Below are 19,680 nucleotides of genomic sequence, written 5' to 3' on the forward strand. Positions count from 1 at the left end.
ATGTGGAAGTGGATCCGGTCAGGGAGCCACGGCATGCATGGGAAAAACACTGGGGAAGCAAACGATGCGCCGCGCCGACAGGCTCTTTCAGATCGTGCAGCATCTGCGTGGTGGCCGCCTTGTCACCGCCCAGAAGCTCGGCACATGGCTCGAGGTTTCCGAGCGAACCATTTACCGCGACATAGCCGACCTGCAGTCGACCGGGGTGCCGATCGACGGCGAGGCTGGCGTTGGCTACATGATGAGGGAGGGTTTCGACCTTCCGCCGCTGATGTTCACGCGTGACGAGATCGTGGCGCTGGTGGCCGGCGCCCGCATGGTGCGCGCCTTTGGCGGCGCCGCCATGGCGCGGGCCGCCGACGAGGCACTGGTCAAGATCGGTGCCGTGCTGCCCGATGCCGAGAAAGACCGCATCGCCCGCACCGAGATCCACACGCCGATGTGGGTGGTCAGCGATGCCGCCCGCGAGGCGATCGACCTGATCGAGCGCGCGGTCGAAAAGCGCCAGGTGCTGACCATCGACTACTCGGACGAAGCCGGCCGCGGTACCGCGCGCGATATCAGGCCGCTCGGCCTGTGGTTCTGGGGCAAGGTGTGGACGCTGGTCGCCTGGTGCGAGATGCGCGATGATTTCCGCGCCTTCCGCATCGACCGCATTGCCTCCGTGGTCATCGCCGGCCGGATCTTCAAGCCGGAGCGCGGCAAGCAGCTTGCCGATTTTTACCGGGCGGTGGAGCGCAGCGAGGACTACGGCATGGCGCCCGACCGCGCGGCGCGAAGCTGAGACTTGCCGGGCCGCACAAAATAGCCCGCTCGAAGCGGGCTATTTTGTTGCGTTGGCGAAAAGTCTATTCCTCGTCGTCCGTATCGGTGTCCTTCGACTTCAGCGCCGACAGCTTGGCGAAGACGGCGTTTGCATCGAGCTCCGCGTCCTCGTCCTTCGGCTTCTCCGGTGCAGGCACCAACCGCTCGGTCAATGCCGCCGGCAGCAGCGTGTCGCCGACCGGCTGCGCCTGCTCGCGGCCGCGCGAGGCACGGTTGACTTCCATGTCGAGGTCGATCTGCGAGGCGAGACCCAGCGTCACCGGGTCCATCGGCTGCAGATTGGCCGAATTCCAGTGCTTGCGTTCGCGGATCTGCTCGATCGTCGACTTGGTGGTGCCGACGAGGCGCGAAATCTGCGCGTCCTTCAGTTCGGGATGATTGCGCACCAGCCACAGGATGGCGTTCGGCCGGTCCTGACGTTTCGACAGCGGCGTATAGCGCGGACCCTTGCGCTTGGATTCGGGTACCCGCACCTTGGGGTCGGAAAGCTTCAGGCGCTGGTTCGGATCCTTCTCGGCGCGCGCGATCTCGTCGCGGGTCAGCTGGCCGGTCATGATCGGATCCATGCCCTTGATGCCTTGCGCTGATTCTCCGTCGGCGATCGCCTTGACCTCGAGCGGATGCAGCCCGCAGAACTGCGCGATCTGCTCAAAGGAAAGCGCGGTGTTGTCGACCAGCCAGACGGCGGTCGCCTTGGGCATAAGCAGCGTATTGGCCATGTGCAAATCCTTCTCGTTCGCCCGCGTTCCCGCGCGGGCGGTGGTTTAGAGCCACCAAAATGGGAAATTCGCGGCCTGTATAACTGCTCTCAGGTCGTTTCGCAACGTTTTTGGAAGAGCTGGGAACGACGTGGCCAACCAAGGCACGCGGTGACGGCTAACGTTTGCCACGGCGGTCCCAACCCTGCCGCCGCATTTGCCGCGGATCGCCATGGCATATCACGCCGAAGCCGAGATGAATCCAATCCCCCCAAAAGACAAAACCCGCCGGACAGGGTCCAGCGGGTTTGGAACCGGCGACGACAAGCGTCTGCGGCGGCTCTGCATTGCGACCCTGCCTTGCGGCGGGTCGCGCTTGCAATCAGATCGCCTGACGGGCGATCCGCTCGATGTCGCCGCGGTTGATGCCGAGGTCGCTGAGCTGACGGGCGTTGAGGCGGTTCAGTTCGCGAACGGTCTCGTTGTACATGCGCCAGTTACGGAAAGCACGGATCGGGTTCATGGTAGTCCTCCTGAATTGGGTTCGTTTCGATGATGCTCAAATAGTGATCATCGGGCGGGACTTGAACAGCCGATTTTGCATAGCAATGATGCAAATGCTGCATTGCACCATTAAGCTTCTGTTCATCTTGTAGGCAGGGGCGAAGGACGCTGGCCAGACCGTGTCGAGATCCGGTCGGGCCGAGCCGAAAATGCTGGCGTCCTAGCCGACGTCGAGCACGATCTTGCCGATATGCTCCCCCTCCTCCATCCGCTCATGCGCGCGCCATGCGTCGGTAAGCGGGTAGATCATGTCCATCACCGGTGCCACCTTGCGCGTGCCCAGCAGAGGCCACACCTGTGCCTCCAGCGCCGCCGCGATCGCCGCCTTGAATTCGACTGTGCGCGGCCTGAGCGTCGAGCCCGTATGGGTCAGCCGCTTGACCATGACCTTGGAAAAATCGGCACTGGCGACAGCGCCTGCCTGAACCGCGATCTGCACGATCCGGCCCTCGACAGCGGCGGCCTCGTAGTTTCGCTGGACATAGTCGCCGCCGACCATGTCGAGGATGACGTTGGCGCCTCGGCCTTCGGTCACCTCCTTGACCGCGGTGACGAAATCCTGCTCGCGGTAATTGATCGCACGGTCGGCTCCGATCTTCAGGCAGGCGTCGCATTTCTCCTGGGATCCGGCGGTGGTGATCACATAAGCGCCGAAGGCCGAGGCGAGCTGGATCGCCGTGGTGCCGATGCCGGACGAGCCGCCATGGACGAGCAGTGTCTCACCCTTCTTCAGGCCGCTGCGTTCGAACACATTGTGCCAGACGGTGAAATAGTTTTCCGGCACCGCCGCCGCTTCCGTGTGGGTGAAGCCCGCCGGCAGTGGCAGAACGCTGCCTGCATGAACCCTGACATATTCGGCATAGCCGCCGCCGGGCGTGAGCGCGCAGACCCTGTCCCCGATGCGCCAGCGCGATATCTGGTCGCCAAGAGCGGCCACTTCTCCCGACACCTCGAGGCCCGGCAGGTCCGATGCACCGGGCGGAGGCGGGTAGGCCCCCTTGCGCTGCTGCACGTCCGGCCGGTTGACGCCGGCGGCATGCACCTTGATCAGGATTTCGCCGGGGCCGGGCTGCGGTACGTCGCGCGTTTCCGGTTTCAGCACCCTTGGGCCACCCGGCTCCGAGATAGCGATCGCCGTCATCCGTGCCGGAATTTTCTGTCCGCTCGCCATGAAGTTTTCCGTCTTTCCTCGCCGCACTCTTACCGGCTGTTTGCATCGACGCCCTTGCCCTATGTATGCTCATTGCCAAATCAGGCAAATGGCCAATCTGGTCTGGCGGAGGAGGAGCAGCCATGGCGATCTTCGACGACGAACCCAAGAAGAAGGCACGTCCGCACGAGATCGGGCAAGACCTGTCGCTGCTTTCCGTCGGTGAACTGTCAGAGCGCATCGGAATCCTGCGCGACGAGATCGCCCGGCTGGAGGCCGAACTCAAGACCAAGGACACCACCAAATCGGCTGCCGAGGCGCTGTTCCGCCGCGGATAAATCGCTGGGGCAATCGCCCGCCGCCGAAAAGCCCGAATGCGACTGTCTTCAAACCCGCGTCCCCGCCCAGTCCCCCAGTCGGATCAAAAAATGCTCGCAGCCTACAGACCGATCCTTTCCCTGCTTCGCGGCACCGCCTTTCTTCTGGCGGCATCGGGATTGCACGGGCTGCTGCTGCCCTTGCGCGGCCAGGTGGAAGGGTTCTCGACCGCTTCGCTCGGCCTGATGGGCACGGCTTGGGCCGGCGGCTTCGTCACCGGCTGTTTCTTTGCGCCGCGCATCGTGCGCCGCGCCGGACATGTGCGCGCCTTCGGCGCCTTTGCCGCGTCCGGCGCGATCGTGGCACTGCTCACCGGCCTGATCATCGACGAGTATGTCTGGATCCTGCTGCGTGCCTTTACCGGCTTCACCATGGCCGGCGCCTTCATGGTCATCGAAAGCTGGCTGAACGAGAAAGCCACCAACGAGAACCGCGGCACCGTTTTCGGCCTTTACATGATGGTCACCTATGCCTCGATCATGGGCGGCCAGATGATCGTCGCCGGCGGCGACGTGAAATCGGCGTCGTTGTTCATGATCACCGGCATCCTGTTTTGCCTGTCACTGATCCCGACGGCCGTGTCGACCGCCTCGCATCCCAAGCCGCTGCAGGACGTCAAGCTCGACGTCAAGGGACTCTACGCCAACTCGCCGGTGTCGGCGATCGCTTGCCTTTTGATTGGCATCGCCAACGGCGCCTGGGGCACGCTCGGCGCCGTCTACGGCGCCCGCATCGGAATCTCCACCGCCGAGATCGCCTTGATGATGAGCCTGGTGGTCGTCGCCGGCGCCGCCATGCAACTTCCGGCCGGGCGCCTCTCCGACAAGACCGACCGGCGTTTCGTGCTGGCCGGTGCCGCCTTCGGCGCGGCGCTGTTTGCGCTGCTCATCTTCCTGTTCGAGCCGCGCTCGGCGGTCTTCGTCCTCGTCTTCACCGCCGCCTACGGCGCTTTCGCCTACACGCTCTATTCGATCGCCGTAGCGCATGCCAACGACCACGCCCGGTCGGAAGATTTCGTCAAGGTGTCGGGCGGGCTGCTGCTGCTTTACGGCTTCGGCACCATGATCGGGCCGTTGCTGGCCGCCGCCCTGATGGGCTGGATGCGCCCGGAGGGCCTGTTCCTGGCGACAGCCTTCGCGCATCTGTCGCTGGCCGGCTACACGCTGCTGCGCATCAGCCGCCGCGCGCCGGTGCCGATCGGAGATCGCGATGCCTTCAAGACGCAGCCGGCCGACCGTTCGGTGACCCCCGAAGCATTGCGGCTCGATCCGAGAAGAAAAGCAGAAGCAAACAGTTGAGATTTGAAAAACTTTGCCTCACAAATGAGGCATGATGTTTTCCGACGCCTTCATGGCGATCGCCGATCCCAATCGGCGCCATCTTCTGGAAGAACTTCGACGCGGTCCGAAGACCGTCAACGAATTGGCGGCCGGGCTGCCAGTCTCCCGCCCGGCGGTATCACAGCATCTGAAAGTGTTGCTCGACGCCGGGCTGGTCAATGCCAAGGCTGAAGGCACGCGGCGTGTCTATACGGTGAGCAATGCCGGCTTCCTCAGACTCAACATCTGGCTCGACCAATTCTGGGAAGCCTGATCTTCTTCGATCAGCAGCCACAACGATCAGGTTTCCATCCGCAAAAACTTGCCGAGCAGATCGAGCAACACCCCGGTCCCATGCTCGCGTGTGCCGGACGTGTCATGGCCATCCAGGAAAGCGCCCTGCTCGGTCAGCACTAGGCGCGTGCCCTTGTCTTCGGCAAAAAGTTCGATCGTGGCCAGCGACACCGAAATTCTGATATCGCCAAACAGCATGTCGTAGCTGTAGACGATGCGCTGGTCGGGCACGATATCCCAGTAAGTGGCGGTGTAGACGTGGATCGGCCCATCCTTCGGCCCTCCGGCATTGATCTCCTTGCCGCCGACGCGAAAGTCCAGTTCGTATCGGCTGGGCATCGGGTTGCCCGGATCGGTGAACCAGTGCCGCTTGGCGTCCGGATTGCTGAGCGCGAAAAAGACCTTCGATGGCGCCGCCGGATAGAGGCGCTCGATAACGAAGGTGGAGTGGACGACGGAACGTTCGGTCATGGCTTGGGTCCTCGCTGGTCAACTCGATTGGTTCGGCGGAATGAAGACACCGTTGCGATAGGCAGCGCCGAAATAGACCTCGACACTACGCAGCCGGCCGCCGCGAAACACGTGTAGCTCGGTGTTGCGGAAGGATTTTCCGTCCACCGTTTCGCAGCCATACAGAACGAAGGCGGCAGCCCCGTCTTCGCAAATCCGCTCAATCGTCATCGACCGGAACAGCTTGCCATTCGGCCAGCAGCGCTCGAAATAGGTCGTGCGATCGATGGCGTCGTCATAGGGGCTGGTGAAGGTGAAATCGTCGGCGAGGGTCGCCTCCATGACGGCGCGGTCGCCGGCCTGAAAGGCCGCGAAATAGCCGCGGACAAGATCGGATTTTCTCTTTGACATGGCATGCTCCTCTTCAGTTCTCCGCAAGAAAATCGCCGAGCCGATCCAGCCGGCGTTCCCATGAGAGGCGCCGCTCATTGATCCAGTGTTCGGCCGCGCGCAGCGCCTTCGGCTCGATCTGACAGGTGCGCACCCGTCCGACCTTTTGCGTGCGCACGAGGCCGCTCGCCTCCAGGAGATTGAGGTGCTGGACGACCGCCGACAGCGACATCGCCAGCGGCTCGGCCAACTGGCTCACCGACGCCGGGCCGCGTGATAGCCGGTCGACCATCTGCCGCCGCGCCGGATCGGCGAGCGCCTGGAACATCAGGTCGAGTTGGGCGGGATCGTGCAGCATCGCGATCAGCCGTTGTTGTAGGGAAAGAACTTGAAGTAAGGCTGCGCCTCCTCGATCACCCTGGTGAAGGCGGCGCGCTGCAGCAGGCGGTCGTGATAGCGCTTCACGGCGGGATAGCTGTCGCCGAACGGCTCGACCTTGTTGGCATAGAAGAGCGCCGGAGACGCCGCGCAATCGGCCATGGTGAAGATATCGCCCACGGCCCATTCCCTCGACAGCATCTCCCGTTCGATGATGGCGTAGGAATTGCGCAGCTGGCTCCGCGCCTGCTCGACACCGAATGGATCGGTCTTGTCCTGCGGCCGCAACCTGTCGCCGACGATCTTCTGCATCGGCTCCTGCACATAGAAATCATAGAAGCGGTCGGCCTGGCGGACCGCCAGCGCCAGGTCGATGCCTTCGGGAACGAGGTCAATCGGTCCCGGATAGTGCGCGGCCAGATATTCCACGACGATGGTCGATTCCAGCACCGTCCGGTCACGCGCGTCGTCGCGCAGCGCCGGCATCTTGCCGGTCGGCGAAACCTTCAGAAAGGCCGCGCGCGATTGCTCATCGCCTAGGTCGACGATGACGGGCGCAAAAGGCGTGGCGTTCTCGTAGAGCGCGATCAGCGGCTTCCAGCAAAAGGAGGCCAGCGGATGGAAATGTAGCGTCAGGGACATTCTTGTGCTCATCTGTTCTGTGGAAACACTGAAGCATTTACTTAACTATTGCGGCAGGCCTCGCTCGTCAAGGCTCGCCCACGAAGTCTCAGCTGGATCGGACATGCTCGACAATGGCGGCTTCTATATCAGGCCAGTCATCCGGATGCAGTTCGTGACCGCCGCCTTCGACACGAAGGAGTTTCGCGCCGGCAACTGCTTGGGCCAAGGCCTCGCCATGCTCGACCGGAAAGATCGGATCCGACGTGCCGTGGATGACCAGAAGCGGCAACGCCAGTTCGTGCAGGCGACCCTTCCATTGGTCATTGCCCTTGAGCATGAAATGATTGGTGGCGCTGAGCAAGCCGCCGGACCTGGTATAATCCCGCTCGATGAACGCCCTCATCCCGGCCTCGTCGAACGGATGCGCGGTGCTGGCGATCGCGCGTGCATCGCTGACCATGAAGTCGGTGACCTGGCGGCGGTCCGCCCAGTCGACTTTGGCCCCATCGGCCGAATGCTCCATATAGGCGTCGGTCGTTTGCGGCAGATGCGACGTGTCGGTCCCCACGGGCGAACTGCTGATCACGGTCAGCGAAGCGACGCGCGAAGGGTGCCGGAGCGCGACGAGCTGCGCGATCATGCCGCCCATCGACATGCCCGCGACATGCGCCTTGCCGATGCCGTAACTGTCGAGAACGGCTATCGCGTCGTCAGCCATGTCGTCGAAAGTGTAGGGCGGCTGTCCCACCAGATATTTGGTCGACCGGCCGGTATCGCGATTGTCGTAGCGGATCACGTAAAGGCCGGCATCCGCGAGCTTCCGGCAAAACGCCTCCGGCCACCACAGCATCGAGGCCATCGCGCCCATGATCAGCAGCAGCGCCGGATCCGCCGGATCGCCAAACGCTTCCGATACGATCTCGGGACGGTCTTTGCTCGTCATTTCATGGCCTCCTCATCTGCTTGCATTTTGCAATCGGTTGCACGATAATAAAACCGATACGATAATGCAACCGGTTTTGCGGAGAAAATGGAATGACCCTCGATCGCCGGTCCGGCTGCCCGATCAACCTTTCACTCGAGGTGTTCGGCGATCGCTGGAGCCTGATCATCCTGCGCGACATGATTTTCGGCGGCAGGCGCCATTTTCGTGAACTGCTCAACGGGTCGATGGAGGGTATCGCCTCCAACATCCTCGCCGACCGTTTGAAGCGGCTGATGGAACTCGGCATGCTGACCAAGGCGGACGACCCCAGTCATAAGCAGAAGGCGATCTACAGCCTGACCGAGATGGCCATCACGCTGGTGCCCATCCTGGCCCATCTCGGCGCCTGGGGCCGCGTCTGGCTGCCGACAAGCGAGGAACTCTCGATCCGCGCCGAACTCCTGGAAAAGGGCGGACCTCCAATGTGGGAGAAATTCATGGACGAATTGCGCCATGAGCATCTCGGCACCCCTCTCGACACAGCGCCCGGCTCCTCTGTCCGCGCGACGCTGCAGGCCGCCTATGAAGCGGTGGTTGCCGAAAAGGCCCGCAACGCCAGCCCGCCCGCCTGACCAACTATTTTCCCCGTTGAAAGGCCGGCTCTGCTACAAAGGATGGAAATCACACTTCACGGGATTGGATAGGCTCTTGGTTGAGAACTCTAGGGACACTGCCCGCGCGCGTGCCGATCTGCGCTTCAAGAAGCAGGAAGAGGCGGCGACGGTCCGGCAGAAAGCCATGGCCGAATACGTCGCCGAGAGCGATGCCCGCAAGGCCAAGACCGACAAGCTGCGGGCGCTGCGGCTGGCCAAGGAAGCCGAAGATCTAGCCAACGCGCCTGCCGCACCTGCCAAGAAGCCGGCCCGCGCCAAGAAAAAATAACCCCCCGTCTCTCCGCCAATGCCTTGCCCTGGATCGAGCGTCGTGACGCATCCGACAGGCACGCCTTCATCCCGCTGCTTCGCGGGAAGCAATTTCAACCGAAAGCGGGATTGCCTGGTCCGGCTGGCCGGCGATGATTGGGCTGTTCAACAGGAGATTGCCATGACCGCGTTGCCGCTCGAAAAAGCCGTAGAGATCATCAATGCCGCCTTCGCCAAGGGCGCTGATCTCAAGCTCAAGCCGCTCGGCGTCTCGGTGCTCGACGCCGGCGGGCACCTGGTCGCCTTCCAGCGCCAGGACGGCGCCTCGTTCCTGCGCCCGCAAATGTCGGCCGGCAAGGCTTATGGCGCGCTGGCGATCGGCATGGGCTCGCGCAGGGTCGAGGCCTTCGCCAAGGAGCGCCCGCATCTGGTTGCCGGCATTTCCGACGTGTCGGGTGGACGCGTGCTGCCGGTCGTCGGCGGCGTGCTGATCCGCGACAAGGCAGGCAGTGTCATCGGCGCTGTCGGCATTTCCGGCGACACGTCTGACAATGACGAGGCGGCCGCGATTGCCGGCATCGAAGCCGCCGGCTTCGCCGCCGATCCGGGCTGAGGCTCCGGTCTAATTCAAATTGATGTCGCGGCTGGCCGACCGCATCGACACCGCGAACCCGGCCAGCACGTCGAACAGCGCGATGATCAGCAGCGTGAAGAAGATGGAGTGCGCGGCACCCTTCACCAGCAGGAACTCGACCAGGAAAGCAACGAAGACAAGCGTCGACAACAGATGGTCCATGATCGAGGCGGTGGTCGTGCGCGCCGACTTCACCATTTCAAGGAACAGAAAAATCAGCCCGATCAGCACGATCAGGTCGCCGAGCGTCATCGAGAACACCCCGCCCGACATCATGCGGAACGAGAACATCTCGCTCGCCCACGGATCGTCGCCGCCGCCGAATATACCGAGCAGGCCGAGATTGTAGAGCACGAAAGGCACGATCAAAAGCGGGACGGCACCGAACATCTGGCGTCTCCATATGGGGGCACCTTCTGTAGAATGCCCCACAGGCACGGCGTCAAGATTTTTCGTGCGCGGCCGCAAACACGGTCGAATACCGGATGCAACAACCATGTCAGCCGGTTGCCCGGCCGACATGAAAGACGAGACAAAAAAGCTCAGCGCTTGAAGTAGCCGGCGCGCAGGGCAAGGCCAAAACGCAAAAAGACCGGCCAGAAGCCGGTCTTTTGTAACTCGGTTGCTTGGGAAAAGCTGGTCTCAGCTTTCCTTGGGCGTCAGCACTTGGCGACCGCGATACATGCCGGTCTTCAGGTCGATGTGGTGCGGGCGGCGCATTTCGCCGGAGTTCTTGTCCTCGACATAGGTCGGGGCCTTGAGGGCGTCGGCCGAGCGGCGCATGCCGCGCTTGGACGGAGAGGTTTTGCGTTTCGGAACGGCCATGGATATGCTCCACTACATGGTCAAAAGCCCCGCCCGCCCTCGTGAAAGGGCCATGTCGGGGCCTAAATCTGAGAAAGTCGGGTGCCTATACACGCCTGACACCGTTTTGGCCAGCACTGTGGTGAATCTTTTTTATACCGGCTAGTCCAGGCAACCGACATAGGCGCCGGAGCGGCCGGCGCGCCGCTCGATCAGATTGGCGAGCCTTCTCAAGCCCGGCCCTGGTTTTGCCGGATTGCGGGCGATCGGATTGGGCAGCGTGACGGCGAGAAGGGCCGCCTGCCGTCTGGACAGCTGCTTTGCCGAAATGCCGAAATGGTGCCGCGCCGCCGCCTCGATGCCGTAGATGCCGGGCCCCCACTCGGCGATGTTGAGATAGATCTCCATAATGCGCCGCTTCGACATCACCGCGTCGAAATAGACGGCCAGCGGCAGTTCGACGACCTTGCGCACCGAGCCCAGCGGCCGCGACCACAGGAAGAGGTTCTTCACCGTCTGCATAGTGATGGTCGAGGCGCCGCGCGTCGCCTCGCCGGCCAGCGCATCGTCGACGACCCCCCTGAGCTCGCCGAGATCGACGCCGCGATGAAAGCAGAACTGCCCGTCCTCCGACATGATAACCGAATGGGCGAGCACCGGCGCGACATCATCGATCGACACCCAGCGCCGGTCGTAGCCGGAAAAGGTCGCAAGGTCCTTCAGCATCAGCGTCGACACTGGGTGCACGAAGGACGGTAGGTAGAGAAAGGTCAGCACCACCGGGATGAGCGCCAGCACGGCGGCCACGACGATGCCGCGCCGGACCCAGCGCCTGAGACTGCTGCGGCTCACGCCTCGCGATCTCGTCGCCATGTCCAGCTTTTCGGTCTCATGATCGACGATCGGTTCCGCCAAGCCGCCCAACCCATGCCAGAGAACTCGCTTTGAAGCTGGCTCCCGTGAGTCATGTGAGGGTGTTTTCGAGAACCGGAGCGGAGCGTACATTCGAGTACGTGAACACCGGAAGCGCGGAAAACGCCTTCAGATGACCGCAGGAGATGAGTTTCCAAACGGGCTCTTACCGCCCCGGCATAATGGCGCTTGCCTTCTTGCGCAACGTCTGAGTGTCGGCTACCGGTCCCGGCCATGACGAATGACGACGAAATGGCGTTCGAAATGGCGCTCATCAGGCGCGCGGCCGCCGTCGAGGTGATGCTGCGTCGCTTGCTCGACGATCGCCCGCTTTCGGGTGAGATCGCTCGGCCCGATCGTCTGATGGCGGCGATGCGCCATGGCGTGTTGAACGGCGGCAAGCGCCTGCGCCCCTTCCTGGTCATGGAAAGTGCCGCCCTGTTTTCCGCCGATGGCGAAGCGGCGTTGCGCGTCGCGGCGGCGCTCGAATGCGTGCATTGCTATTCGCTGATCCACGATGACCTGCCGGCGATGGACGACGATGACCTGCGCCGCGGCCAGCCGACCGTGCACAAGGCCTTTGACGAAGCCACCGCCATCCTGGCGGGCGACGCCTTGCTGACTCTGGCCTTCGACATCATCGCCGGCGAAGCGACGGCGCTGCCGGCCGAACGGCGCGCAGCCCTGGTGCTGGCGCTCGCCCGCGCCGCCGGGGCCGGTGGGATGGTCGGCGGCCAGAAGCTAGACCTCGAAGCCGAGCAGGTGCGACCGGACGAGGCCGGCATCATAACACTGCAGGCGATGAAGACTGGCGCGCTGATCCGCTTCGCCTGCGAGGCGGGTGCGATCCTGGCCGGCGCACAGTCGGATGACCTGGAAAGGCTTGCCGAGTTCGGTTCGGCGATCGGCTTGGCCTTCCAGCTCGCCGACGACCTGCTGGATCTGACGGCCGACGCCGAGCAGATGGGCAAGGCGACCGGCAAGGATGCCGCCGCGGGCAAGGGTACGCTGGTGGCCCTGCACGGCGCGGATTGGGCACGCAAGCAGCTCGACGGCCTCGTCGGCCAGGCGCACGCGCTGCTCGAGCCCTATGGCGAAAAGGCTGCCCTGCTGAAGGCCGCAGCGATCTTCGTCGCAACCCGTAACAGCTGACGGCAGGCTCATGTCGGTTGCGCGGTGCACCTGCGGTCCACCAACGAAATCTTAATGTAAATGAAGCGTAATCCCAATCCTTAGAATGATGCGTATGTGTTGGGGTTGCGCATGCCGGAATATTCTTCCTTTATCCGGTCCGTCCGGATACGTTATCTTTCAGGATTGTTGGTTTTCGCGCTGGCTTCAGCCGCCATCATGGTTGCGCTCAATCGTGTCAATTCCTTGCGCCATGAAATCGATGCGCTGAGCAGCAATCTCGTCATTTTCACCCGCGATCTGCGCAACGCCACCAGCTTCGCCGAGACAACCAGTTCCGCCTGGCGGATCGAGACGCGCGATTCGCTGACGGCTTCGGCGCGCGACCATTCCGAGCGGCTGACCGGCGAGATCGAGACCCTGACCGCCCAGCTCGCCGCGATCCGCCCGCGCCTGTCGGCCAGGACCGTCAGCGAGCTCGCGGCCGCTTCGGTCAATGGCGATCTGTTCTGGTCGCCGCGTGACATGGTTCGCAACTTCAACCTGATGTCGGTGGCGCAAAAGACAGATGAATGGAGCACTCGCGAAATCCGCAACCAGAACGACCTGTTCGTTCAGCCTATGCTGGTGCGTGTCCGCACCGCGATGGACGACGAACGCCATCAGGCGGACGCGTCCAGCGATCGGCTGCTTTTGTGGGCAAGCGGCTTGTTGTTTGCCGTCCTGGGCATCGTCGCTTTCTGGATCTTCCGCCCGATGGAACAGGCGATCCGTCGCGCCTTTGCCCAGTCGGCCGAATCCTTGTTCAAGGCTGAGGCCGCCGACCGCGCCAAGTCGGAATTCCTGGCCAATATGAGCCACGAGATCCGCACACCGATGAACGGCGTGCTCGGCATGGCCGAATTGCTGGCCAAGACCGAGCTCAACCCGCGCCAGAAGACGTTCACCGACGTTATCGTCAAGTCGGGCAACGCGCTGCTCACCATCATCAACGACATCCTCGACTTCTCGAAGATCAATGCCGGGCAATTGACGCTCGACCCCGCCCCCTTCCGCCTCTCGGAAGCGGTGGAGGACGTGGCGACGCTTGTCTCGGCGCGCGTCGCCGAGAAGAACCTGGAACTCATCGTGCGCGTCGACCCCAGGCTGCCGGCCTATGTCGTCGGCGACGCCGGCCGCTTCCGGCAGATCGTCACCAACCTGGTCGGCAATGCGGTGAAATTCACCGAGAAGGGCCATGTGCTGATCGATGTCGGCGGCGAAACCGTCAACGACGTCGTCCAGCTCAAGCTGCGCGTCGAGGACACCGGCATCGGCATCCCGGCCGAGAAATTGCAGAACGTGTTCGAGAAGTTCGCCCAGGTCGATGGCTCGTCGACCCGTCGTCACGAAGGCACCGGCCTTGGGCTGGCCATCGCCGCCCGCCTCGTCGATCTGATGGCCGGCAAGATCGGCGTCGAGAGCGAGATCGGCCGCGGCTCCGTCTTCTGGTTCGCCGTGCCGCTGCCGGTCCACCGCGCCGAGGCGCGGGACGCCATCGTGCCGGTCGACGTAACCGGCGCGCGTGTGCTGGTCATCGACGACAATCCGGTCAACCGCGAGATCCTGCTCGAACAGCTCAGAAGCTGGAGCTTCGACTGCGCCGCCGCCGAAAGCGGCGCGGTTGGCCTCGCCTTCCTTGATCGCGCCTGCCAGCTCGGCGCCAGCGTCGACTGCATCATCCTCGATTATCAGATGCCCGGCATGAACGGCGCCGATGTCGCCCGGGCCATCGCCGCCGACAGCCGGCTGTCTACCATCCCAGTCGTGATCCTGACCTCGGTCGACCAGGTCGATTTCGGCAAGATGATCATCGACTTCGGTATATCGGCGCATCTGACCAAGCCGGCGCGCTCGGCGGTCCTGCTCGGCACCGTCATCTCGGTCATCCAGAAGGCGCGCTCGCAGGTCGGCAAGGCGCACTTCATTCGCGAACCGATCCAACCGATGCCTCAGCCGGCTCCGCCGGCCTTCACGGTTATCCGCGGCCCCGCCATGCCGATCGCGGCAGTGCCGGAATCGAATGCCGCGCCGAACAGCCCGATCGACATCCTCATCGCCGAGGACAATGACGTGAACCAGATGGTGTTCGGCCAAATCCTCAATGGGCTGGGCTTGAGCTACCGCATCGCAGGCAATGGCCGCACCGCGGTCGAGATGTACCGGTCGCTGCATCCGAGGTTGGTTCTGATGGACGTCTCGATGCCGGAAATGAACGGCTACGAGGCGACACGCGCGATTCGGGCGATCGAGGCGTCGTCGGGCGGCCACATCCCGATCATCGGCGTCACCGCGCATGCGCTGAAGGGCGACCGCGACAAGTGCATCGAGGCCGGCATGGACGACTATCTGCCGAAGCCCGTTTCTCCCGATCGCCTCGGCGCCAAGATCGGCACCTGGCTCAGCGAAACGGTGGTGGCCAAGACGGCCTGAACTCCGTCCGGCATCAGACGGTTGCGTCCAGATGGTAGCGGCGCATCCAGTCGAGGCTTGTCGAGTCAGCGAGCTTCGCGACACCCGGTTTCACATCCCCGGCGTTCGGCGACTGTACACCCAAGGCCTGACAGATGGAGATCAGCGTTGCCGCCGGGCTGCTTGAAAGCCGCTCGTAGCCAGTCCGCAGTGGCGGTATGTCTTGCTCGGCGAACCATGTGTTCCACGCTGCGTCATAGGCCTCAAGCTCGGCGACTTCGTCCCTGATACGCTGGAAATCGTACCGCGGTTCTCCTGGCGATCCGAGCCTTTCGATCTCCGTTCCATCGGGAGCGACGTGCCAAAGGCCGGTCTGCTCCGCCTTGACCAGGGAGACAGCCTGCGCAAGCTTGTTCTCACGCGACAGATGCACGTAGAGAACGCGACCGAAAGCCCTTTCGAAACGCGCTTTGTCCGACACAAGCCCCGGAAAAATCCGCTCGAGGATCGCTGAAAGCTCGTCCAGGTTTTCTCGCATCAGGCGAAGACCGAAGATTTCCGTACCACCCTTGCCGGCATCGATCGCCGCATTGAGATAGGCAAGCTGGAATTCAAGCTCGCCCATCGTGTCGCGAGGCGGCAGGTTCCATTCTTCGGCCCACTCCGACACATCCTGCCTCCGATAGAATGAGTGTGGATCGCCGGTCGTTCTGGTGGCCGCCAGCAGTTTGCACAGCAAGGTGCTGCCGGTTCTGGGCGTGCCGCAGATAATGTACGCGTCGAACATCGCTGTCCCTGTAGCTGCCGAAGGCGGACCAGCCCACCGGTCCGGCGCCGCTATAGCTGAAGTCGTTGCTGGATACGATGGGCACATTCCAACGGCGTGTGCCCCGTGCAGCCCAACCCTCCTCGGCTACCGGTTGCGCACCACCACGCAGGCGCCACCGATGCTTTGCAGTTTCTGGCAGATGACATTGGCGGCGGCGCGGTCGTCGACGCCGATCCGGACCGCGTAGATGCCGCGCCGGCCGATCGGCGTACGCACTCGGCTGACCACCGGATCATGCCCGGCAAGCAGGGCCGGAAAACGGCCCCGTACCCTGAGCCATTGGCTGATCGCGGCGCTGCGGCGGAAATTGCCCGCCACCTGAATGCCCCATGGCTTGATGTTGATTGAGGCCATCGCCACGGTTCTGGACATGATCACCGGCAGCTTGCGGCAGGCGACCGCGAAATCCAGCTTGGCGTCGAGTGGCTCGACTTTGCCGGCATAGGCCCGGTCGGTGAACTTGTCGACCGGCTCGCCCATCACGTCGAAGACATAGCTTTCCGTCTCCATCGGCAGGAAGCCACCGGAATTCAGCCAGCGCGACACCCGGCTCTCGCCGGCATTGTAGGCAGCGGCCGCCAAACCGAGATTGCCATAGCCGGCCTTCATTTCGGCAAGATATCTAGCCGACGCCGGAATCGCCTGGTTGATGTCGAAGGAATTTTCAAGCCCCCGCATCTTGGCGGTGCCCGGCATGAACTGGGCAATGCCTTCGGCGCCGACAGGGCTCACGGCGTTGGGATCGAACCGGCTTTCCTTCCAGATCAGGCGGGCGAAGAAATCCCGAGGCAGGCCGTTCTGATCGGCATGCGCCTGGATCAGGTTACAGACCTTGTCGATCAGCCGCTGCTTGGCCGATTGCGGTGGATCCGCCTGGGCAAGCGTCGACCAGCCCATGCCACACAGGAAAATCAGCGCCACCCACGGGAAACGCCGCATCTGGCTTACTCTGCCGCGGCCTTGCCGCCCCGACCGAAGCGCTGGTCAATATAGTCGGCGACCATTTTCTCGAAATCCGCCGCGATCGACGGCCCGCGCAGCGTCGCCGCCTTCTTGCCGTCGACGAAGACCGGCGCGGTCGGCGTTTCTCCGGTGCCGGGCAGCGAAATGCCGATATCGGCATGCTTGGATTCACCGGGACCGTTGACGATGCAGCCCATCACCGCGACCTTGAGGTTCTCGACGCCCGGGTATTTCTCCCGCCACACCGGCATGTTCTTGCGCAGGTCCGCCTGGATGTTCTGCGCCAGTTCCTGGAACACGGTGGAGGTGGTGCGGCCGCAGCCCGGGCAAGCCGCGACGATCGGCACGAACTGCCGGAAACCCATGGTCTGCAGCAGTTCCTGCGACACCTGCACCTCGCGGGTGCGATCGCCATTGGGCTCCGGCGTCAGCGAGATGCGGATGGTATCGCCAATGCCTTGCTGCAAGAGGATGCCCATGGCCGCGGAAGACGCGACGATGCCTTTGGAGCCCATGCCGGCCTCGGTGAGGCCGAGATGCAGCGCATGGTTGGAACGGGTCGCAAGCTCGGTGTAGACGGCGATCAGGTCCTGCACGCCGCTGACCTTGGCCGACAGGATGATTTTTTCGCGGCCAAGACCAATTTCCTCGGCCATCTCGGCCGACAGGATCGCCGACTGCACGATTGCCTCGCGCGTCACTTCCTGCGCCGTCCGCGGGAAACCCTTGTCCTGGTTGTCGTCCATCAGCCGCGTCAGAAGCTCCTGGTCAAGCGAGCCCCAGTTGACGCCGATGCGCACCGGTTTGTCATGTTTGATCGCCATCTCGACGATCGCCGCGAACTGCCGGTCCTTCTTATCCTTGAAGCCGACATTGCCGGGATTGATGCGGTACTTGGCCAGCGCCTCGGCGCAAGCCGGATGATCGGCCAGGAGCTTATGTCCGATATAGTGGAAATCGCCGACCAGCGGCACGTTGATGCCAAGCCGCTGCAGCCGCTCATGAATGCGCGGCACGGCGGCGGCACTTTCATCGCGGTCGACGGTGATGCGCACGATCTCGGAGCCGGCGCGGTGCAGCGCCGCGACCTGCGCGACTGTCTGGTCGATATCGGCCGTGTCGGTGTTGGTCATCGACTGAACGACCACCGGCGCGCCGCCGCCGACGACCACGCCGCCGACATCGACGCCGACCGAGGTGCGGCGGGGGAAGGGAGAAGAAAAATATCCGGTCATGCCGGCAGCCTTTTGTCTCTGGAGCGCTATGCGTCTCTCTGAAGCGCGTGCGTCCACCTGGACGCACAAGCCGGGGCCGATGCGTTGAAGTCCGGCATGAGGTGGAGGAGCAAAGATGGCTTGTCAATGGCGACAGGTCGCCACTGGCAGCAATTGGTCCCGGCCGGGACCTGAAACAGCACACGAGCTGGCAGCGGCCAAGCGGGCAAGATGGGTCCGAAGGATATTAGTTTCCGCTTATGGTGCAGCGCTGAAAATCGCAATCACTGCACCGGCGGCTGGCGCCGCCGGCAAGGAAGACCGCCAGTGGTGAGCGGCTATGTCAGGTGAGGATCAATGCGTGGTTGGTTGCGCCCTCAGTTTCTCAATCGCATCCTTGAGTGCCAGCTTGCGTCGCTTGAGATTCCCGATTTCGAGGTCATCAACCGACGGGTGATTCATCGCGTCATCGATTTCGCGTTCGATGTCGCCGTGTTTCCGCTGCAACTCATCAAGATGGGATGCAAGAGACATGATTGGTTCTCCCTTTCATGGTTTCCTCGATTGCAGCCGCCAAGGCACGTCCACCGCAGGTCGTATCTGTGACGGCACAATGACAGTGTGCCACCATCGAGCAGCGATGTCGAATGCTGCGTGGTAGCATTCCACGACAACGTGAAATGTGATATGGGCTGCGCGCCGGTGGCAGAAATTGCCGCCCCCGCCCAACCAGGCCCAGTTTTGGGCGCCGCAGACGTGCAGACGGTAGAGAATGTCCGATCAGGAACAGGCCGATACTCGCCTCGAATTTTCCCGGCTGAAGCAGGAACACGCCGATTTCGATGCCGCGATCAACGCGATGATCGCCATGAATTGCGACCCGCTGCAGATCCAGCGCATGAAAAAGAAGAAGCTGTTCCTCAAGGACCGACTGATGAAGCTGGAAGACAGGATCATTCCAGACATCATCGCCTGAGACGGAATCGCGCCGCCGGCACTTTCCGCCTATGCGCCGATCGAGAGCCCGGCGGCGCGGCCGCGCAGCAGGCCGATGAGATCGGCGGTCCGCTCCTCCGACGTATCGATCGGAACCACCAGGCACATCGTCGCCTCGACCTTGCCTGGCGCTGAAAAGACCGGCACGGCGAGGCATTTCGTATAGGCGTCGACCAGGCCCGAGGTGACGCAGTAGCCGGTCACCCCTGCCTTTGCGATGTCGGCGATGAAATCGTCGAGCTGCAGCTTGCGCCCGTCAGGCAGCACGAGATCGTCATCAGACACCATGGCTTCGATCGCAACTCTATCCAGCCCCGCAAGCAATAGCCGGCCAGACGCGGTCCAGGGCAGCGGTATCTGCAGGCCGGTGGCCGAACTGATGCGGAACGGCCTGGTACCAGGGCTGGAATGGACGATCGTATAGCGGCCGCTCTGCAGCATGCACAATTCCGAGGTCTCGCCCGTCTCGCGCGACAGATGGTCGACCTCCTGGCGCCCGCGCCGCAACAGGTCGTTGCCGCGCACATAGTCCATCCCGTAGAGGTAGAGCTTCTTGCCGAAATAGACGCGATTGCCGTCGCCGGCCATTTCCAGAAGGCCGGCGTCGACCAGCGACCGCACCAGCGTGTAGGTGGTCGAACGCGGCGCATTGACGCCCTTGGCGAGATCGCCAATCCCGATCGCACGCTGCGTCGTGTGAAGGAACTCCAGGATCTCCAGGACCCGGTTGAGGCCCTTCTCACGGGAGCCCGGCGCCTTCTCGTCGGCCGAAGCAGCCAAAACACTACCATCTTGCATTGTCGATTCCCGGTGCTAGTATCTGTCTTG

The 19,680-nt window shown here is 63.0% G+C and carries 26 protein-coding genes; 10 read left to right on the forward strand and 16 right to left on the reverse strand.

What is annotated here, in order from left to right; all coding sequences use genetic code 11:
- Positions 1–64 precede the first annotated feature (64 nt).
- Positions 65–784, forward strand: a complete 720-nt coding sequence (locus LB557_RS13040; protein WP_013529238.1) for a helix-turn-helix transcriptional regulator — start codon at positions 65–67, stop codon at positions 782–784.
- A 64-nt stretch (positions 785–848) separates the two neighbouring features.
- Here the strand turns inward: LB557_RS13040 and LB557_RS13045 are convergent, their stop codons facing one another.
- The 3 genes from LB557_RS13045 to LB557_RS13055 all read right to left on the reverse strand — a co-directional run bounded on the left by LB557_RS13045 (position 849) and on the right by LB557_RS13055 (position 3,258).
- A complete protein-coding gene (locus tag LB557_RS13045) occupies positions 849–1,544 on the reverse strand; it encodes a DUF1013 domain-containing protein (RefSeq protein ID WP_015315358.1) in 696 nt (231 codons plus the stop codon).
- Positions 1,545–1,905: 361 nt separating this feature from the next.
- Positions 1,906–2,046 carry a DUF1127 domain-containing protein gene (locus LB557_RS13050; protein WP_013892619.1) on the reverse strand — a complete coding sequence of 47 codons (141 nt, stop codon included), beginning with the start codon at positions 2,044–2,046 and terminating at the stop codon, positions 1,906–1,908.
- A 201-nt stretch (positions 2,047–2,247) separates the two neighbouring features.
- Positions 2,248–3,258 carry an NAD(P)H-quinone oxidoreductase gene (locus tag LB557_RS13055; RefSeq protein WP_224642726.1) on the reverse strand — a complete coding sequence of 337 codons (1,011 nt, stop codon included), beginning with the start codon at positions 3,256–3,258 and terminating at the stop codon, positions 2,248–2,250.
- Positions 3,259–3,380: 122 nt separating this feature from the next.
- On the opposite strand from LB557_RS13055, the gene LB557_RS13060 reads away from it, so the two are divergent.
- The 3 genes from LB557_RS13060 to LB557_RS13070 all read left to right on the forward strand — a co-directional run bounded on the left by LB557_RS13060 (position 3,381) and on the right by LB557_RS13070 (position 5,208).
- The gene (locus LB557_RS13060; RefSeq protein ID WP_015315356.1) at positions 3,381–3,575 is read left to right on the forward strand and encodes a DUF1192 domain-containing protein; all 195 of its coding nucleotides are present in this window, start codon (positions 3,381–3,383) and stop codon (positions 3,573–3,575) included.
- Between the two features lie 90 nt (positions 3,576–3,665).
- Entirely contained in the window at positions 3,666–4,913 is a 1,248-nt protein-coding gene (locus tag LB557_RS13065) for an MFS transporter (protein WP_015315355.1), read from the forward strand.
- A 31-nt stretch (positions 4,914–4,944) separates the two neighbouring features.
- A complete protein-coding gene (locus LB557_RS13070; protein WP_010911936.1) occupies positions 4,945–5,208 on the forward strand; it encodes an ArsR/SmtB family transcription factor in 264 nt (87 codons plus the stop codon).
- A gap of 26 nt (positions 5,209–5,234) precedes the next feature.
- On the opposite strand, the gene LB557_RS13075 is transcribed toward LB557_RS13070, so the two are convergent.
- From LB557_RS13075 to LB557_RS13095, 5 genes are all read right to left on the reverse strand, one after another.
- A complete protein-coding gene (locus LB557_RS13075) occupies positions 5,235–5,699 on the reverse strand; it encodes an SRPBCC family protein (RefSeq protein ID WP_224642725.1) in 465 nt (154 codons plus the stop codon).
- Between the two features lie 18 nt (positions 5,700–5,717).
- Entirely contained in the window at positions 5,718–6,089 is a 372-nt protein-coding gene (locus LB557_RS13080) for a nuclear transport factor 2 family protein (RefSeq protein WP_015315352.1), read from the reverse strand.
- Between the two features lie 13 nt (positions 6,090–6,102).
- A complete protein-coding gene (locus LB557_RS13085; RefSeq protein WP_015315351.1) occupies positions 6,103–6,426 on the reverse strand; it encodes an ArsR/SmtB family transcription factor in 324 nt (107 codons plus the stop codon).
- Between the two features lie 5 nt (positions 6,427–6,431).
- Positions 6,432–7,088 (reverse strand): glutathione S-transferase family protein, encoded by a 657-nt coding sequence (locus tag LB557_RS13090; RefSeq protein ID WP_140822497.1) that lies wholly within the window; start codon positions 7,086–7,088, stop codon positions 6,432–6,434.
- Positions 7,089–7,176: 88 nt separating this feature from the next.
- Positions 7,177–8,013: an alpha/beta fold hydrolase gene (locus LB557_RS13095; RefSeq protein ID WP_224642724.1), complete on the reverse strand. Its 837-nt coding sequence runs from the start codon at positions 8,011–8,013 to the stop codon at positions 7,177–7,179.
- 92 nt (positions 8,014–8,105) lie between these two features.
- Between LB557_RS13095 and LB557_RS13100 the strand changes: the two genes are divergently transcribed.
- The 3 genes from LB557_RS13100 (at position 8,106) to LB557_RS13110 (ending at position 9,531) form a co-directional block, all read left to right on the forward strand.
- Positions 8,106–8,627, forward strand: coding sequence for a winged helix-turn-helix transcriptional regulator (locus LB557_RS13100; RefSeq protein WP_140720073.1), 522 nt, complete (start codon positions 8,106–8,108; stop codon positions 8,625–8,627).
- A 76-nt stretch (positions 8,628–8,703) separates the two neighbouring features.
- A complete protein-coding gene (locus LB557_RS13105; protein WP_023773965.1) occupies positions 8,704–8,937 on the forward strand; it encodes a hypothetical protein in 234 nt (77 codons plus the stop codon).
- Between the two features lie 162 nt (positions 8,938–9,099).
- Positions 9,100–9,531 (forward strand): GlcG/HbpS family heme-binding protein, encoded by a 432-nt coding sequence (locus LB557_RS13110; protein ID WP_140720071.1) that lies wholly within the window; start codon positions 9,100–9,102, stop codon positions 9,529–9,531.
- Positions 9,532–9,540: 9 nt separating this feature from the next.
- On the opposite strand, the gene LB557_RS13115 is transcribed toward LB557_RS13110, so the two are convergent.
- From LB557_RS13115 to LB557_RS13125, 3 genes are all read right to left on the reverse strand, one after another.
- Positions 9,541–9,942, reverse strand: coding sequence for a hypothetical protein (locus LB557_RS13115; RefSeq protein WP_140792665.1), 402 nt, complete (start codon positions 9,940–9,942; stop codon positions 9,541–9,543).
- A 252-nt stretch (positions 9,943–10,194) separates the two neighbouring features.
- Positions 10,195–10,377 (reverse strand): 50S ribosomal protein L32, encoded by a 183-nt coding sequence (gene rpmF / locus LB557_RS13120; RefSeq protein ID WP_008834724.1) that lies wholly within the window; start codon positions 10,375–10,377, stop codon positions 10,195–10,197.
- Between the two features lie 141 nt (positions 10,378–10,518).
- Positions 10,519–11,280 (reverse strand): transglycosylase domain-containing protein, encoded by a 762-nt coding sequence (locus LB557_RS13125; protein ID WP_140874834.1) that lies wholly within the window; start codon positions 11,278–11,280, stop codon positions 10,519–10,521.
- Between the two features lie 222 nt (positions 11,281–11,502).
- Here LB557_RS13125 and LB557_RS13130 point away from each other — a divergent pair, with 222 nt between their 5' ends.
- Both LB557_RS13130 and LB557_RS13135 read left to right on the forward strand, forming a co-directional pair.
- Positions 11,503–12,420 (forward strand): polyprenyl synthetase family protein, encoded by a 918-nt coding sequence (locus LB557_RS13130; protein ID WP_140792669.1) that lies wholly within the window; start codon positions 11,503–11,505, stop codon positions 12,418–12,420.
- Between the two features lie 111 nt (positions 12,421–12,531).
- The gene (locus LB557_RS13135; RefSeq protein ID WP_224642723.1) at positions 12,532–14,871 is read left to right on the forward strand and encodes a response regulator; all 2,340 of its coding nucleotides are present in this window, start codon (positions 12,532–12,534) and stop codon (positions 14,869–14,871) included.
- A gap of 13 nt (positions 14,872–14,884) precedes the next feature.
- Here the strand turns inward: LB557_RS13135 and LB557_RS13140 are convergent, their stop codons facing one another.
- The 4 genes from LB557_RS13140 to LB557_RS13155 form a co-directional block, all read right to left on the reverse strand.
- Entirely contained in the window at positions 14,885–15,637 is a 753-nt protein-coding gene (locus tag LB557_RS13140; RefSeq protein WP_224642722.1) for a Stf0 family sulfotransferase, read from the reverse strand.
- 126 nt (positions 15,638–15,763) lie between these two features.
- The gene (locus tag LB557_RS13145; RefSeq protein WP_140792673.1) at positions 15,764–16,618 is read right to left on the reverse strand and encodes a lytic transglycosylase domain-containing protein; all 855 of its coding nucleotides are present in this window, start codon (positions 16,616–16,618) and stop codon (positions 15,764–15,766) included.
- Positions 16,619–16,623: 5 nt separating this feature from the next.
- The gene (ispG, locus tag LB557_RS13150) at positions 16,624–17,877 is read right to left on the reverse strand and encodes a flavodoxin-dependent (E)-4-hydroxy-3-methylbut-2-enyl-diphosphate synthase (protein WP_224642721.1); all 1,254 of its coding nucleotides are present in this window, start codon (positions 17,875–17,877) and stop codon (positions 16,624–16,626) included.
- A gap of 333 nt (positions 17,878–18,210) precedes the next feature.
- Positions 18,211–18,390 carry a YdcH family protein gene (locus LB557_RS13155; RefSeq protein WP_015315338.1) on the reverse strand — a complete coding sequence of 60 codons (180 nt, stop codon included), beginning with the start codon at positions 18,388–18,390 and terminating at the stop codon, positions 18,211–18,213.
- Positions 18,391–18,628: 238 nt separating this feature from the next.
- Between LB557_RS13155 and LB557_RS13160 the strand changes: the two genes are divergently transcribed.
- Positions 18,629–18,832 (forward strand): YdcH family protein, encoded by a 204-nt coding sequence (locus LB557_RS13160; protein WP_015315337.1) that lies wholly within the window; start codon positions 18,629–18,631, stop codon positions 18,830–18,832.
- A gap of 29 nt (positions 18,833–18,861) precedes the next feature.
- Here LB557_RS13160 and LB557_RS13165 read toward each other — a convergent pair whose 3' ends face one another.
- Positions 18,862–19,650 carry an IclR family transcriptional regulator gene (locus tag LB557_RS13165; protein ID WP_224642720.1) on the reverse strand — a complete coding sequence of 263 codons (789 nt, stop codon included), beginning with the start codon at positions 19,648–19,650 and terminating at the stop codon, positions 18,862–18,864.
- Between the last annotated feature and the right edge of the window lie 30 nt (positions 19,651–19,680).

The sequence above is a fragment of the Mesorhizobium sp. BR115XR7A genome, assembly GCF_020165315.1.
Lineage (GTDB): Bacteria > Pseudomonadota > Alphaproteobacteria > Rhizobiales > Rhizobiaceae > Mesorhizobium > Mesorhizobium australicum.

Excerpts from the sequence above, each read along its gene's own strand:
- LB557_RS13040 (WP_013529238.1), top strand. The coding sequence starts at position 65 with ATGCGCCGCGCCGACAGGCTCTTTCAGATCGTGCAGCATCTGCGTGGT.
- LB557_RS13045 (WP_015315358.1), bottom strand. The coding sequence starts at position 1,544 with ATGGCCAATACGCTGCTTATGCCCAAGGCGACCGCCGTCTGGCTGGTC.
- LB557_RS13050 (WP_013892619.1), bottom strand. The coding sequence starts at position 2,046 with ATGAACCCGATCCGTGCTTTCCGTAACTGGCGCATGTACAACGAGACC.
- LB557_RS13055 (WP_224642726.1), bottom strand. The coding sequence starts at position 3,258 with ATGGCGAGCGGACAGAAAATTCCGGCACGGATGACGGCGATCGCTATC.
- LB557_RS13060 (WP_015315356.1), top strand. The coding sequence starts at position 3,381 with ATGGCGATCTTCGACGACGAACCCAAGAAGAAGGCACGTCCGCACGAG.
- LB557_RS13065 (WP_015315355.1), top strand. The coding sequence starts at position 3,666 with ATGCTCGCAGCCTACAGACCGATCCTTTCCCTGCTTCGCGGCACCGCC.
- LB557_RS13070 (WP_010911936.1), top strand. The coding sequence starts at position 4,945 with ATGATGTTTTCCGACGCCTTCATGGCGATCGCCGATCCCAATCGGCGC.
- LB557_RS13075 (WP_224642725.1), bottom strand. The coding sequence starts at position 5,699 with ATGACCGAACGTTCCGTCGTCCACTCCACCTTCGTTATCGAGCGCCTC.
- LB557_RS13080 (WP_015315352.1), bottom strand. The coding sequence starts at position 6,089 with ATGTCAAAGAGAAAATCCGATCTTGTCCGCGGCTATTTCGCGGCCTTT.
- LB557_RS13085 (WP_015315351.1), bottom strand. The coding sequence starts at position 6,426 with ATGCTGCACGATCCCGCCCAACTCGACCTGATGTTCCAGGCGCTCGCC.
- LB557_RS13090 (WP_140822497.1), bottom strand. The coding sequence starts at position 7,088 with ATGTCCCTGACGCTACATTTCCATCCGCTGGCCTCCTTTTGCTGGAAG.
- LB557_RS13095 (WP_224642724.1), bottom strand. The coding sequence starts at position 8,013 with ATGACGAGCAAAGACCGTCCCGAGATCGTATCGGAAGCGTTTGGCGAT.
- LB557_RS13100 (WP_140720073.1), top strand. The coding sequence starts at position 8,106 with ATGACCCTCGATCGCCGGTCCGGCTGCCCGATCAACCTTTCACTCGAG.
- LB557_RS13110 (WP_140720071.1), top strand. The coding sequence starts at position 9,100 with ATGACCGCGTTGCCGCTCGAAAAAGCCGTAGAGATCATCAATGCCGCC.
- LB557_RS13115 (WP_140792665.1), bottom strand. The coding sequence starts at position 9,942 with ATGTTCGGTGCCGTCCCGCTTTTGATCGTGCCTTTCGTGCTCTACAAT.
- rpmF (WP_008834724.1), bottom strand. The coding sequence starts at position 10,377 with ATGGCCGTTCCGAAACGCAAAACCTCTCCGTCCAAGCGCGGCATGCGC.
- LB557_RS13130 (WP_140792669.1), top strand. The coding sequence starts at position 11,503 with ATGACGAATGACGACGAAATGGCGTTCGAAATGGCGCTCATCAGGCGC.
- LB557_RS13135 (WP_224642723.1), top strand. The coding sequence starts at position 12,532 with ATGCCGGAATATTCTTCCTTTATCCGGTCCGTCCGGATACGTTATCTT.
- LB557_RS13140 (WP_224642722.1), bottom strand. The coding sequence starts at position 15,637 with ATGTTCGACGCGTACATTATCTGCGGCACGCCCAGAACCGGCAGCACC.
- LB557_RS13145 (WP_140792673.1), bottom strand. The coding sequence starts at position 16,618 with ATGCGGCGTTTCCCGTGGGTGGCGCTGATTTTCCTGTGTGGCATGGGC.
- ispG (WP_224642721.1), bottom strand. The coding sequence starts at position 17,877 with ATGACCGGATATTTTTCTTCTCCCTTCCCCCGCCGCACCTCGGTCGGC.
- LB557_RS13155 (WP_015315338.1), bottom strand. The coding sequence starts at position 18,390 with ATGTCTCTTGCATCCCATCTTGATGAGTTGCAGCGGAAACACGGCGAC.
- LB557_RS13160 (WP_015315337.1), top strand. The coding sequence starts at position 18,629 with ATGTCCGATCAGGAACAGGCCGATACTCGCCTCGAATTTTCCCGGCTG.
- LB557_RS13165 (WP_224642720.1), bottom strand. The coding sequence starts at position 19,650 with ATGCAAGATGGTAGTGTTTTGGCTGCTTCGGCCGACGAGAAGGCGCCG.